The sequence below is a fragment of the Adlercreutzia sp. CNCM I-6216 genome (genome assembly GCF_977113345.1).
In genome coordinates this window covers 18876-32716 of record NZ_CDSBIE010000011.1, presented here as the reverse complement: position 1 = coordinate 32716, position 13841 = coordinate 18876, and the positions used below count along the sequence as shown (strand labels likewise).

Genomic DNA, 13841 nt, shown 5'->3' with positions numbered 1-13841 from the left:
TTTCCGTCGCGAATGCCTTAGGCCGTATTGTAGGCGCTCGACCGCCGCCGTGCCCCCTCGCTCACGCTTTCCGCACCAAATCGGGAGAGACGGGCGAAGCCGCTAGCTGCGAACGCGGGAGACGGCTTGGTGCCAGGCGTCGAGGCGGGCGGCGCGCGCCGGCTCGTCGAAAGTGGGCAGGAAACGATCCTCCCCTTCGCGCAGGGCCGCCAGCTCCTCGGTGCTCTTCCAGAAGCCCGTGGCCAGACCGGCCAGGTAGGCAGCGCCGAGAGCGGTGGTCTCGGCGTTGTCGGGACGGCGCAGGGGCGCGCCGAGCATGTCGGCTTGGAACTGCATGAGGAAGTCGTTGGCCGCCGCTCCCCCATCGACGTTCAACACCGAAAGCGGCATGTGCGCGTCCTCCGCCATGGCACGGGCGAGGTCGCACACCTGGTAGGCGATCGACTCCAGGGCCGCCCGCACGATATGGGCGCGCCCGGCGCCGCGGGTGAGGCCGAGAATAGCGCCGCGGGCGTCGGCATCCCACCAAGGAGCGCCCAGGCCCGTGAACGCGGGCACGACGAAGACGCCGTCAGTTGTGGCCACACTGCGGGCGATGGTGTCGGTGTCGGCGACGCTGTCGATGATGCCGAGCTCGTCGCGGAGCCACTGGATAAGGGCGCCGGCCATGAACACGCTGCCCTCGAGCGCGTACTCGATGCCCTGGATACCGGGAGCCGAGGCGGCCACCGTGGTCACGAGCCCGTGCTCGCTCGCACAGGCCTCGTACCCAGTGTGCATGAGCAGAAAGCAGCCAGTGCCGTAGGTGTTCTTCGCCTGGCCCGCATGGAAGCAGCACTGGCCGAAGAGCGCCGCCTGCTGGTCGCCCGCCACGCCGCAGATGGGAATGCCCTGGACAAGCCCCGGGTTCGCCGTCACGCCGAAGCTGCCCGAAGAAGGGCGCACCTCGGGAAGGATGGCCTCGGGGATGCCGAAGAGCTTAAGCAGGAAGGGATCCCAGCGCCTCTCGTGGATGTTGTAGAGCATGGTGCGGCTGGCGTTGGTCACATCCGTGGCGTGCACGGCCCCGTCGGTGAGCTTCCAAATGAGCCAGCTGTCCACGGTGCCGAAGCAGAGCTCCCCCGCCTCGGCGCGAACGCGGGCGCCGGGCACCTCGCCTAAGATCCAGGCGAGTTTGCTGGCGGAGAAGTAGGCATCGGGCACGAGCCCCGTGCGCGCCGTGATCTCGGCTGCGGTAGCTGGGTCGCTCGCGATGGCCTCCACCATGGGCGCCGTGCGGCGGCACTGCCAGACGATGGCGTTCATGATGGGCTCGCCGGTGGTGCGGTCCCACACGATGGTGGTCTCGCGCTGGTTGGTAATGCCGATGGAATCGATCTCGTCGGTGTCCACATTCGACGACATGATGAGCTCGGCGAGCGCGCCCAGCTGCGAGGAGAGGATGTCTTGCGGGTCGTGCTCGACCCAGCCGGGCTGCGGGTAGATCTGCGGGAACGGCCGCTGGACCGAGGCGACGGGACGGCCGGCGCGGTCGATGAGCATGGCGCGGGAAGAGGTGGTGCCCGCATCCAGCGCTATGACGTATTTCTTCATGAACGGACCTCGATCCATTCCAGGATGAAATCGTAGACTTCTTCTTTGCCGAGTTCATTGAGGATTTCGTGGCGCATGGCGGGGAACAGGCGCAGGGTGATATCTTCGGCGCCGGCCTTTTCCATGGACTCGGCGGCCTTCGCGACGCCCTTGCCGCACTTGCCGACGGGGTCGGCATCGCCGGACACGAAGAGGAGCGGCAGATCGTGGGGCGTGTCGCGGTAGGTGGCGGGAGCATTGGCGCGCCAGGCCAGCTCGGTTAAGGCGGCGTAGGCGCCGGCGCCGAACATGAAGCCGGCCCGCTCGTCGGCCATGAAGGCGTCGGCCACGGCCGGATCGCGGGAGAGCCAGTCGAAGGGGGTGCGGGCGTTCTTGATGGCGCGGCTGTAGGCGCCGTCGGCCAGCGCGTGCAGAAGGCTGCTGCGGTAGTCGTCGCCACGCACGGCCGCGATGGCCCGGGCGGCCAGGTTGCCGGTGCGGGAGACGGCGGTGGCCTCGTTGGCCGTACCGCAAATGACAGCGCCGGCCAGCCCCTGCCCGAAGCGCGGGAGGTAGCTGCGCAGCACGAGCGAGCCCATGGAATGCCCGAACATGAAGTACGGCGTGCCGGGCGCCACCTGCTGGGAGACGAGCAGGCGCAGCGTTTGCACGTCCTCGATCATGGCGTTGGCACCGCCCTCGGCGTCGATCACGCCGCGGCGCTTAGGCGTGCCGGCCGTCTCTCCGTGGCCGATGTGATCGTGACCGGCCACGAGATAGCCCGCGTCGGCGAGGAAGCGGGCGAAGTCGTCGTAGCGGTCGATGTGCTCGGCCATGCCGTGGATGAGCTGCACGACACCGCGCGGCTTGAAGCAGCCGAGCTCGGGCTCGCCGGAGGCCGAATCCGTGCGCTCCATGGTCAGGGGCACCCAGAGGACGGCGCGGACCTGGCTTTCCCCGTCGGTGGAGTCGAAGGTGAACTCGGTGCGGCCGACCGTCCCAGCGGTACCGGCGACCGCCCCGCCAACGCGGGCAGCCGCCTCGTCGTTTCGACTCATGGCAAACATCCTTTCAGATCTTCCAGGGTAAGCGTGCCCGCCCGCAGGACGCGGGGGGCCTCGCCGGTGCAGTCTAGCACGGTGGAGGCGGTACCGGACGCGGGAGACGGCACCGGTTGATCGCTCGTCGCGTAGCATGCGGATGCGGAAGGGGCGGCTTCGGCGAGATCGGGGGCAATGCTAGCGGCCGCAACGGCGTCGCCGGGCAGGTAGAGGCCGGCCGTGCGGGCCACCAACGCGCGATCGAGGTCTTCGACGCGGGCCGTATCGGAGGCGCCGGAGAGGTTGGCCGAGGTGACGGCCAGAGGACAGCCGGCGGCGCGGATGAGCCCGAGGGCCGCCTCGCTGGCGGGCATGCGCAAGCCGATTGTGCCCGCGGGCGATTGGAAGGCGGGGGGAACAGCATCGGAGGCGCGAACCACGAGCGTGAGGCCGCCGGGCCAGAAAGCCTCGGCGAGGCGACGGGCATAGGCGGGAACGTCCTCTCCGTAGACATCCAGCGCCTCGGGGCCTTCCACGAGCCACGCCACGGGCTTGCCCGCGTCGCGGCGCTTCAGGTCGTAGAGGAGCTGCGGACCTGGGGCCGCGCTCACGGAGACGCCCAGGCCGAAAACAGTGTCGGTCGGGAAGACGACGGCATCGCCGGCGGCCAGGGCACGGACGGCCTCTTCCTTTGAGAGCAGATGGCAAGCGCCATCGAACGGGCAATCGCTCATCGGCTCCCCTCCTCGCAAGAAGCGATCTCGCCCGACACCGGTTGCACCGATGCGGTTTCGTTGCGGAACGCGGGCGCTTCGGCTTCAGAAAGTCGTGCGGCGACGATGACCTCGGCCACGCGCAGGCCGTCCACGGCGGCGCTCGTGATGCCACCGGCGTAGCCCGCGCCCTCGCCGCAGGGGTACAGGCCGGCGATGTTCGACTGGAAACGGTCGTCGCGCACGATGCGCACGGGACTCGAGCTGCGGGCCTCCACGGCGGTCATGACGGCGCCGGCATCGGCGAAACCGTGCAGCTTGCGACCCAAGGCTGGCAGCGCCTCGGCGAGGGCGTCGGCCACGAACGACGGAAGGCAGCCGCGTAGGTCGCACCAGGCCACGCCGCGCGGATAGGTGGGCGTCACCGTGGCGCTCGGCGTGCCGGCGGTGTGCGCGAGGAAGTCGCCGACCGTTTGGGCCGGGGCTGTATAGGGCGGCATGGGCGCGCCGCCGGATTCCGAAGAGATGTCGGCACCTTCCGCATCGTCGGCCGTCAGCCCGCGCCCGAGAAGATAGGCGTCCCGTTCCAACTGGCGCTGGAAGGCAACCCCCTCCAGAGGGTCGTCGCCGGGCAGGTCGTCGGGACGCACTTCCACGAGCAGGGCGGCGTTGGCGTTGGCCCCGGCGCGGGCGTGGCGACTCATACCGTTCACGCAAAGGAGCCCCTCCTCGCTGGCGGCGGCCACCACCTCCCCGCCCGGACACATGCAGAAGCTGTAGACACCCCGGCCGTCGGCAGTCTTCACCGCCAGCTTGTAGTCGGCCGCGCCGAGGGCCGGATGACCAGCGGCCGGGCCGTACTGGGCCTCGTTCACGAGGGCCTGGGGATGCTCGATGCGCACACCTACGGCGAAGGGCTTGCGGGCCATGGCCGCGCCGGCCTCGCGCACCATTTGGAAGGTGTCGCGGGCGGAGTGCCCGCAGGCCAGCACGATGCAATCGGTCGCGAAGACCTCCTCCGCGCCCGTGCGCTCGTCGACAAGGCGAACGGCGGCGATGCGCGGCTCGTCATCTTCGCGGCCGGCCCCCTTCGAAGCATCGGCGACGCCCGATTCGGCAACGCCCTCGCCCGCAAGCACCAACCCATCAAGGCGCGTAAGGAACCGCACCTCTCCCCCGACCTCCTCGATGGCCCGACGCAGGTTGCGCACGACATCGACGAGCAGGTCGGTGCCGATATGGGGCTTGGCGTCCACGAGGATGTCCGTCGGCGCGCCGGCCTCCACGAAGGTCTCCAGCACATGGCGGATATGGGGCGATTTGATGCCCGTGTTCAGCTTGCCGTCGGAAAACGTGCCCGCACCGCCCTCACCGAACTGGATGTTCGTGCACATATCGAGCGGGGCACCGGCATTGAAGGCCTCGACGACGGCCACGCGCTCGTCCACGGAAGCACCCCGCTCCACTACCAGCGGACGCAATCCGGCCCGCGCCAGATACAGCGCGCAGAACAGCCCCGCCGGCCCTGCCCCGACCACGACAGGCCGCAGTCCGGCCGGTTCCACGCGCGGTATCGAAAGAGGCGCAGCAGGTTCGTAGGCCTTGACCGCCACGCCCTTCGCCGACCGCGGCGCAGCGCCTTCCGCCAACTCAACCGCCACGGTCACGACCCCGTGCACATTCGACTTCTTCCGCGCATCGATCGACCGCTTCAGCAGCTTCACCTCAACAAGCGCACTCCCCTTCACCCCGAGCGCCCGCGCGATTTCTCGGCGGAAGAGCGATTCGTTTTCTGGCAGGAGAGCATCAAGAGAAACCGGAACATTGGAAGCCTGAATCATGCACGTAACCTTCCAGCCGCCGCCCAACCCGCGAGAAGCCCCGAGGCCCAGGCCCAGTGCAGGTTGAAGCCACCGCACGCCGCATCCACGTCCAGCGCCTCGCCGACAACATAGAGCCCCGGCACGCGGCGTACCTCGCAGGTGCGGTCGTCCACCGCCCGGACGCTCACGCCCCCGCGGTGCACCTGGCACTGCCGCACGTCGCCGAGCCCCGTCATGGGCAGGCGCAGACCCTTCAGCACCGGCGCCATGACGGCCGTCTCCCCCTTCGCCACGGGGCGCGCCCCGTCCAGCGCCGCCGCTTCCAACAGCACATCAGCCACCGGCGCGAGCACCATGCCGCGCAGCATATCGTCCCACGTCACATCGTGCCCGAGCGAGGCGCGCAGCATCTTGCGGCGCCGGTTAAGGAACGCCTCCATGTCGCACAGGCGCACCCAGGGCACGAAATCCACGGCGAGCACGTCGCCGGGTTCAGCCAGGCGGCTCAGGTTGAAGGCGGCGATGCCCGAGACGCCGTACTTGCGGAACATCACCTCGCCCACCTCGCGGGACGCCAAGCGCTCGCCCTCGTGGGTGCCCATCGGATAGCCGCCGTCGTTCATCGCCCGGCCGTCCATCCCGCGGCTATCGGGGCGCCACAGCTCGAGCGCCCCGCGCACGCGGATGTTGTCGAGACGGCGCGGCCAGCGCGGATCGGTCGCCAGCGACCCCAACGTCGGCTCCGGCTCGCGGAAGGGAACGCCCTCGGGCAGAAGCCCGCGCGCGACTGAACCGCCCACGGCCACGATGACCGCGTCGGCCCGCTCGAAGCGCCCGTCAGTCAGACGCAGCGTGAACGGAGCCCCTTCGGCGCGCGGCGGCTCCACGGCCGCGACCTCGCATTCCACGCGCTCTTCCACGCCCGCCGCAGCACAGGCCGCCCGCAGGCAGTCGAGCACCGAGGCGGCCTTGTTCGCCAGCGGGTACAGGCGCCCCTCCCCTTCCTCGCGCCACATAAGGCCGTGATCGGAGAAGAACCCCAGCACGCCGTTCGGATAGGCGGTACTCGTCTTGGCCTGGGACGGCACGTGCCCGTGCGCCTGCCCCTCGAATTCCAAGAGCACGCGCCTCACGAATGCGGCGTTGCGGTAGTCTCCCTCGCCGGGTCGGGCATTCGAGAAGTTGCACCGCCCGTTGCCCGTCGCCAGAATGGAGCGCCCCACCCGGTCGGACGCCTCGTACACGACGACCCGCGCCGCGCCCTCCGCATCTCGCACGGCCTCGCCAGCCGCCACGGCTGCCGCCAACCCGGAGGCCCCGCCGCCTATGATCGCAATCGTTTTCGCTTCGCCCACGCCGCTTCCGTTCACTCGCTTCCCGCTGTGATCTATGCTAGAATACGACCAACGGACCAGCCTGAGGTAGAGTGCAGGCGGCACCGTCGTTTAGTCGGGACCGCTAGTTGGCGCTAGCGGTCCTTCCTATTTCATCTACCTGGCCATTCTAGCACGAGCGCCCCGCATGGCAGGGCGCTCGCTCATGACACACTATGTCGCTAGAACCTACTTGCTGTCCAGCTGCGGGATGGGGGCCTCGTCGCGCTCGTCGAGGTTGCCCTCGTAGACGTAATGCTTCGTCTCCTTCGCGATGAGTCCGGAGAGCAGCAGCACCATGATGATGTTCGGGATGGCCATAAGGGCGTTGGTGATGTCGGAGACCGTCCAGACCACCTCGCCCACGCCGATGGCGCCGAGGAAGGCCACCACCACGTAGAGCACCTGGTAGGGACGGATGGCGCGCTTGCCGAACAGGTAGGTGACGCAGCGGTTGCCGTAGTAGGACCAGCCCAGGATGGTGGAGTAGGCGAACAGAATCATGCCGAAGATGAGAATGGGCGTGCCGATGTAGGGAATGCTCGCAAAGGCCGCCGACGACAGCGCCGCGCCGGCGGTGATGTTGCCGGCCATGATCTCGGACTGCAAATCGGCGTTGCCGAGCATCGTGGACACGAGCACGAGACCGGTGAGCAGGCAGATGATGACCGTGTCCCAGAAGGTGCCGGTCATGGAGACGAGCGCCTGACGGGCCGGGTTGCGGGTCGCGGCCGCCGAGGCCACGATGGGCGCGGAGCCGAGGCCCGACTCGTTGGAGAACAGGCCGCGGGCGCAGCCGAACTGCAGGGCCAGCATGAGACCGGACCCGAGCGCGCCGCCGAAGGCCGCCTTGGCGGTGAAGGCGCTCTCCACGATGAGGCAGAACGCGGGCCAGACGAGCTCCCAGTTCATGCCGAGGATGACCACACAGCCCCAGATGTAAGCGATGGCCATGAAGGGCACGAGCTTCTCGCACACATTCGAGATGACCTTCACGCCGCCGAAGATGACGACCGACACCATGATGACGATGGCAAGCCCGATGCCCCAGGCGGGCACGCCGGGCAGGTTCGTGGAGATGACCTCGGTCATGGCGGAGGACTGCACGGCCGACCCGATGCCGAAGGACGCGATAGCCGCGAACAGGGCGAAGGCCCCGGCGCCGAGCAGCGCCCACCAGGGCGTGTTGCCGTCCTTGTCGGTGAAGCCGCGCTTCCACGCGTACATGGCGCCGCCGAGCATGTCGCCGTTGTGATCCTTCACGCGGTACTTCACGGCGGCAAAGGTCTCGGAGTACTTCGTGGCGATGCCGAACACGCCGGTGATCCACATCCAGAACACCGCGCCCGGGCCTCCCGCGATGATGGCCGTGCCCACACCGACGATGTTGCCGGTGCCGATGGTGGCCGACAGCGCCGTGCACAGCGCGCCGAACTGGCTGATGTCGCCGGGAGCGTCGGGGTCCTTGGTCACCGACAGCTTGATGGCCGTGGGCAGCTTTCGCTGGATGAAGCCGGTGCGGAAGGTCAAAAAGATGTGCGACCCTAACAGCAGCACGAGCATCGGCGGCCCCCAAACGAAGGCGTCGATGCTGTTGATGATATCGACGATCATGTCCATGTGGCGGTTCTCCTCTCAGTGAGCGCAGTGCGGCGGGACTTTAAAGCCAGCGGCTCGGCGCGGCGGTCCCGGCGAGGCAACGCGCGCTCATCGGGCCTTCGCACTTTAACGTGCTAAAGTAGCCGCATTATAGAGGGAGAAGTTGAGCGCTTTTGTTAACAATGGAAGAATTCCCCGTAAGCGGCGGCTGCAGCAGCACCGGGCCGGGCGGTGCGGGCCGCCAGAGGAAGCGAGCGGCCTGGGCGGCACCTTCTACAGCTGCGCCTTGTCCACGCGGGGCACGGGCTCGGCGTACTCCTCGTCAAGGTGGCCATCGTAGACGTAGTGCCTGGTCTCCCGAGCGATCATGCCCGACAACAGCAGAATGACGATGATGTTGGGAATGGCCATCAGCGCGTTGCCGATGTCCGAGATGGTCCACACCACGTCCCCCACCCCGATGGCGCCGAAGAAGGCCACGGCCACGTAGATCACCTGGTACGGCTTGATGCCGCGGGGCCCGAACAGATAGGCCACGCAGCGGTTGCCGTAATAGGACCAGCCGAGGATGGTGGAATAGGCGAAGGCGCACATGCCGAGCACGAGCACCGGCGTCCCGAACACGGGGATCTCGGCGAAGGCGGCGCTCGCGAGGGCGGCCCCGGTGAAGATGGAGGGGTTGGCCAAGATGTCCTCGCCGATCTCGGGGTGCACGATCATGGTGGACACGAGCACGAGCCCCGTGAGCAGGCAGATGACGCCCGTGGACCAAAACGCGCCGGTCATGGAGATGAGCGCCTGGTCGGCGGGGTTCTTCGTCTTGGCCGCCGCCGCCACAATGGGGGCGGTGCCCAGTCCCGACTCGTTGGAGAACAGGCCGCGCGCGCAACCGAACTGCAGGGCCATCACCATGCCGGAACCCACCGCGCCGCCGAAAGCCGCCTTCGGGGTGAAGGCACATTCCAGAATAAGCCCGACGGCCTCGCCGAGCACCGGGGCGTTCATGCCCATGATGACCAGGCAACCGAGCGCATAGGCGCCGGCCATGATGGGCACGAGCCACTCGCACACCCGCGCGATAGAGTTCACGCCGCCGAAGATAACGGCCGCCACGGCCACGACGATCACAACGCCCACGGCCACGGCCGGAATGGCGGGCACCGACGAGGTGACGATGCCGGAGATGGCCGCCGCCTGCACCGCCGAGCCCGTTCCGATGGTGGCGATGACGGCGAAGGCAGCAAAGGACACGGCACCCAGCGTCGCCCACCACGGCACGCTACCGTCCGGCCGCGCGAAGGCGCGCTTCCACACGAACATGGCGCCGCCCAGCATGGCGCCGGACTTATCGCGAACGCGGTACTTCACGGCCGCGTAGGTCTCGACGTACTTGGTGGCGATGCCGAAGAGGCCCGCGATCCACATCCAGAAGATGGCGCCGGGTCCGCCGGCGAGGAGCGCCGTCGCCACGCCGACGATGGAGCCGGTGCCGATGGTGGCGGCGAGCGCCGTGGCCAGGGCCCCGAAGCTGGAGATGTCTCCCTTGCCCGACGGGTCGCGGCGCACCGACATGCGGATGGCCTGCGGCAGTTTGCGCTGGATGAACCCCGTGCGGAAGGTCAGGTAGATGTGCGTGCCGAGCAAAAGCGCGATCATCACCGGGCCCCACACGATAGAGTCGATGGTTGTGAGAAGTTCAATCATGGGTGCGATTGTACTGCATCGAGGGGCCTTCCGCGCGCAATGCGCCGAATGTCAACAAAGTGATGGGCAAGACCTCTACAGCTCGATGGGGTTCCAGGAGCCGTCGATATCGCACAGCCACGCCTCGGCGTCATCGATGGTGAAGAAGGTGAGGCGCGGGTCATCCGGATCGTCCCAGTCCTCGCCGAGGGCGACCATGTGTTTGAAGCCCTCCTCGCGCACGGTCGCGTTGGCGCGGTCTTCCAGGTTCGCGCGGCCCCGCAGGATGACCCAACCGCGGCCGGGCTTCCAGGCGGTCAGCTCCACGCGGGGATTGGCCTGCATTTCGCGGTAGCAGTCCTTGGTGGTGGCGGTGCAGAACTGGATCTCGCCGTCCTGCAGTGCGGCGAAGCTGAAGGGGCGCACGTGGGGCTGGGCGCCCTCCAGGGTATCCTCCACCGTGGCGAGGTACCAGGCGGGGACGCTCGTGAGGTAGTCGACGATGAGCTCGTTTCCGGTCATTTCGGGTTCCTTTCTTGAAATTCTGGCTTGTCCGCGGGAGGTCGGAGGCGGAAGTGCCGTGCTCAAACAGCATTCAATGGCAGGGCTCGATGAGGGCCGCATCGTTCTACCCATGCCATTGAATGAACTGCGCGCGGCACCACCGCCTCCGACCTCCCGCTGCTCAACTCTTTATGACAAGGGAACATAGTTGGTGGCAATGACGGCGGTGATCATGAGGACAAGGGCGCCGGTGCCGACGGCGTCACGCCAGGTGAGGCGCAGCGGGTCGAGGCGCGTGGTGCCGACGCCACCGTGGTAGCAGCGGGCCTCCATGGCGGCGCTTAGGGTCTCGGCATGGCGGAAGGCGCTCGTGAACAGCGGGATGAGCAGAGCTGTGAGCGACTGGATGCCGCCGCGGAAGGGGTTCGCGCTAAAGTGGGCGCCGCGACTTTTCTGGGCACGGTAGATGATGCCGAGCTCGGTCATGAACTGCGGCAGGAAGCGCAGCGCGATGCCGAGAATCATGCCCAGCTCGTGGGCGGGAACGCCGATGCGCGAAAGCGGTGCCATCAGACGCTCGAAGGCCGCCGTGATGTCGAGGGTCGTGGTCGTCAGGGTGAGCAGGCTCATCCCCATGAGCAGAAGCAGCAGGCGACAGCCGATGAAGACGGCCGACTGCAGGCCCTTCTCGCTGACGCAGATGATGCCGAACTCGAAGTACACGTGGCCGCCCTGAACGAAGAGCACGTTCAGGAGCGCCGTCAGCACTACGAGCACGAGCAAGGGGCCGATGGCCCGGATGGCCTGGAGCAGCGGGATGCGGCTCGCGGCGTAGAAGCCCACGACGAACAGGGCCGCCACCGCCAGCGACAAGGGCGTCGCCGCGCAGAACACCGCCGCCATGAGCACGAAGGACAGGATGAACTTCACCCGGGGATCCATGGCGTGAACGAGCGAGTCCTCGGGCCAGTACTGGCCGATGATGGCGCGATCAGGCATCGTCGCCACCACCCTCGATGACGGCGTCGGCAGCCCGCAACGCCGCGAAGCCGACCGCCGCATCGGGCGCGGCGGCCACCGGGGTGCCCGCAAGTTGGGCGGCGATATCGGCGGCCAGGGTGCGCTCGTCGTAGAGGTCGCGCCCCAGCTCGAAACCGGCCTCGCGCAGGGAAGCGGCGAAGGCCTCCGGCGCCGGAGCCCCCAGGCCCACGGCCTTCAGCGCCGCCGCGTCGGCGAACACCTCGGCCGGCGTCCCCAGGCGGAACACGCGCCCCTCGGACAGCACGAGGATGCGGTCGCTTAGCGCCGCCAAGTCCTCCATGGAATGGGACACCATGACGATGGTGCGGCCGCCGGCATGCAGCTCGCGGATGAGCCCCAGGAACTCCTCGCGGGAAAGCGGATCCAGACCGGCCACCGGCTCGTCGAGCACGAGCACCTCCGGCTCCATGGCGAGCACGCCGGCGAAGGCCACGCGGCGCTGCTGGCCACCGGACAGATCGAAGGGGCTGCGCTCGGCAAGCTCGTCGAAAGACAGCCCCACCAGGGCCAGGCCCTCCCGCACGCGGCGGTCGACCTCCTCGGCGCCAAGCCCCATGTTGCGCGGCCCGAAGGCTACGTCGTCGTAGACGGTGTTGGCGAACAGCTGGTTCTCGGGATACTGGAACACGAGTCCCACCTGGCGGCGCACTTCGGTGGCGACGCCCTTCTCCGCCAAGTCGCGCCCATCGGCCAGAACACGGCCGCACGTGGGATGCACGAGCCCGTTCATATGCTGGATGAGCGTGGATTTTCCGCTGCCGGTGTGCCCCGCGACGCCGAAGAACTCCCCCGGCTCCACCGTGAAGGTCACATCGCGCAGGGCCCACACGGCATCGGGCGCGTTGCCCCAATCGGCCTGGCGGGCGGCGTCCTTCTTGCGGCGGCCGCGCCTCTTCTTCGCCTCGCCGCCCTCGTAGGAGTAGCTCACATCTTCGAACGCAAGGCGCATAGCTCCTCCTTCAGGGTGTCGTCGGTGATGCAGGTGGAAACGGGAACGCCCGCGGCCTGCAGCTCGAGCGAAAGGCGGCAGGCGAAGGGCACCTCCAGGGAAAGCGAGCGCAGCTCGTCGGCGCGCACGAGCACCTCTTCCGGGGCGCCGTCCATGCGAACCTCGCCGCCGTCGAGCACCACCACGCGATCGGCTGCGGCCGCCTCCTCCATGAAGTGGGTGATCATCACGACGGTCATGCCGCGCTCGTGCAGCTCGCGCACAACGCGCATGAGCCCGGCGCGCCCGCGCGGGTCGAGCATGGCCGTGGCCTCGTCCAGGATGAGGATGGCCGGGTCCATAGCGAGCACCCCGGCGATGGCCACGCGCTGTTTCTGGCCGCCGGAAAGCGCATTGGTCTCGTGGGCCTCGAAGCCCTGCAGGCCCACCTCGGCGAGCGCTCGGGTCACCCGCTCGCGCAGCTCGGGGTTCGGGATACCGAGGTTCTCCGGGCCGAAGGCGACGTCGTTCTCGATGAGGCTCGCCACCAGCTGGTCGTCGGGGTTCTGGAAGACGAGCCCGGCGTTGGAGCGGATGAAGTAGGTCTGCTCTGCGTCGCGGGTGTCGCAGCCGAACACGACCACCTCGCCCTCGTCGGGCAGAAGCAGCGCGTTGATGTGCTTGGCCAGGGTGGACTTCCCCGAGCCGTTGCCACCGAGCAGGCACAGAAACTGCCCCTGAGGCACCGTCAGGTTCAAGTGGCGGAAGACGAAGGCCTCGCCGTCGTAGGTGAAGGCGGCATCGCGGAAGTCGACGAAGACATCGGTGCTCATTAGCGGCCCTTAACCTGGTCTTTCTTCGGGGTGATGAGGTTCGAGATGGCCTTGTAGACGATAAGCGTCAGGATGGCGTTCAAAAGGCCCTTCAACAGGTTGAACGGGATGAGGATGGGCACGATCATGGCCACGACGGCATCGAGCGGCACGCCGAGCCATGCCGGGGTGACCACGAGGTTGCCAAGCACGGCCATGATGACGGCGAACACGATGCCGAGCACCAGACCGATGATGGCGCCCTTCAGGGTGTGAATCTTCTTGTACACGAGCGCCGAGGGCAGGATGAAGCCGATGACCACGAGCAGGTTCATGAGGGCGCCGGTGAAGTCGGCGAAGAGGATGCCGTGGGCCACCACCGAGATGATGCCGCAGGCGAGACCCGCCGCCGGGCCAAAGGCGAAGCCGCAGACCGCCGCGGGCATGATGGAGGCGTCGTAGGACAGCCATGCCACGCCGGGCAGCAGCGGGAACTCGACGAAGGACAGGAGCACCGAGATGGCGCACAGGAGCGCGATGGTCACGAGCACGCGGGTGGACCAGCGGTTCGTGTTCGCCATGGTCTTCTGGGCCGTGGGCGCCTTGGCCGGGCGCACCGTGGAGGAGCCGACAGCGGGGTGGGTCGTGGGTTTGTTGGCCATGATGGACCTTCTTTCTCTTCGCGAGGCGTATCTTCCGGAGCCGCTTCCCCTCGCAAAAAAGAAAACGAGCCTGTATGAATTCCTTTCATAC

Annotated in this window: 12 protein-coding genes; all 12 read right to left on the bottom strand. The window is 67.9% G+C overall.

From position 1 onward, the window contains the following. Positions 1 to 102: 102 nt before the first annotated feature. Complete coding sequence (glpK, locus tag ACYVRU_RS09745) at positions 103 to 1593, bottom strand: glycerol kinase GlpK (RefSeq protein ID WP_461186070.1); 1491 nt, start codon at positions 1591 to 1593, stop codon at positions 103 to 105. Next, a complete protein-coding gene (locus tag ACYVRU_RS09740; RefSeq protein ID WP_461186069.1) occupies positions 1590 to 2630 on the bottom strand; it encodes an alpha/beta fold hydrolase in 1041 nt (346 codons plus the stop codon). The genes glpK and ACYVRU_RS09740 overlap by 4 nt, the downstream gene beginning before the upstream one ends. Then, positions 2627 to 3346 carry an L-threonylcarbamoyladenylate synthase gene (locus ACYVRU_RS09735; protein ID WP_461186068.1) on the bottom strand — a complete coding sequence of 240 codons (720 nt, stop codon included), beginning with the start codon at positions 3344 to 3346 and terminating at the stop codon, positions 2627 to 2629. The genes ACYVRU_RS09740 and ACYVRU_RS09735 overlap by 4 nt, the downstream gene beginning before the upstream one ends. Beyond that, positions 3343 to 5166 carry an NAD(P)/FAD-dependent oxidoreductase gene (locus tag ACYVRU_RS09730; protein ID WP_461186067.1) on the bottom strand — a complete coding sequence of 608 codons (1824 nt, stop codon included), beginning with the start codon at positions 5164 to 5166 and terminating at the stop codon, positions 3343 to 3345. The genes ACYVRU_RS09735 and ACYVRU_RS09730 overlap by 4 nt, the downstream gene beginning before the upstream one ends. Next, on the bottom strand, positions 5163 to 6503 hold the full coding sequence (locus tag ACYVRU_RS09725; RefSeq protein ID WP_461186066.1) for an aminoacetone oxidase family FAD-binding enzyme: 1341 nt from the start codon (positions 6501 to 6503) through the stop codon (positions 5163 to 5165). The genes ACYVRU_RS09730 and ACYVRU_RS09725 overlap by 4 nt, the downstream gene beginning before the upstream one ends. Before the next feature lie 207 nt (positions 6504 to 6710). Further along, positions 6711 to 8141, bottom strand: a complete 1431-nt coding sequence (locus tag ACYVRU_RS09720) for an alanine/glycine:cation symporter family protein (RefSeq protein WP_461186065.1) — start codon at positions 8139 to 8141, stop codon at positions 6711 to 6713. A 252-nt stretch (positions 8142 to 8393) separates the two neighbouring features. Continuing rightward, positions 8394 to 9824, bottom strand: coding sequence for an alanine/glycine:cation symporter family protein (locus ACYVRU_RS09715; protein ID WP_461186064.1), 1431 nt, complete (start codon positions 9822 to 9824; stop codon positions 8394 to 8396). Between the two features lie 75 nt (positions 9825 to 9899). Continuing rightward, entirely contained in the window at positions 9900 to 10325 is a 426-nt protein-coding gene (locus ACYVRU_RS09710; protein WP_302683353.1) for a pyridoxamine 5'-phosphate oxidase family protein, read from the bottom strand. Between the two features lie 171 nt (positions 10326 to 10496). Further along, the gene (locus ACYVRU_RS09705; protein ID WP_302683354.1) at positions 10497 to 11306 is read right to left on the bottom strand and encodes an energy-coupling factor transporter transmembrane component T family protein; all 810 of its coding nucleotides are present in this window, start codon (positions 11304 to 11306) and stop codon (positions 10497 to 10499) included. Next, positions 11299 to 12297 (bottom strand): energy-coupling factor transporter ATPase, encoded by a 999-nt coding sequence (locus ACYVRU_RS09700; protein WP_173113558.1) that lies wholly within the window; start codon positions 12295 to 12297, stop codon positions 11299 to 11301. The genes ACYVRU_RS09705 and ACYVRU_RS09700 overlap by 8 nt, the downstream gene beginning before the upstream one ends. Next, positions 12273 to 13109 carry an energy-coupling factor transporter ATPase gene (locus ACYVRU_RS09695; RefSeq protein ID WP_173113560.1) on the bottom strand — a complete coding sequence of 279 codons (837 nt, stop codon included), beginning with the start codon at positions 13107 to 13109 and terminating at the stop codon, positions 12273 to 12275. The genes ACYVRU_RS09700 and ACYVRU_RS09695 overlap by 25 nt, the downstream gene beginning before the upstream one ends. Further along, positions 13109 to 13750, bottom strand: a complete 642-nt coding sequence (locus tag ACYVRU_RS09690) for an ECF transporter S component (protein WP_407925152.1) — start codon at positions 13748 to 13750, stop codon at positions 13109 to 13111. Before ACYVRU_RS09690 ends, ACYVRU_RS09695 begins: the two co-directional genes overlap by 1 nt. Positions 13751 to 13841 lie beyond the last annotated feature (91 nt).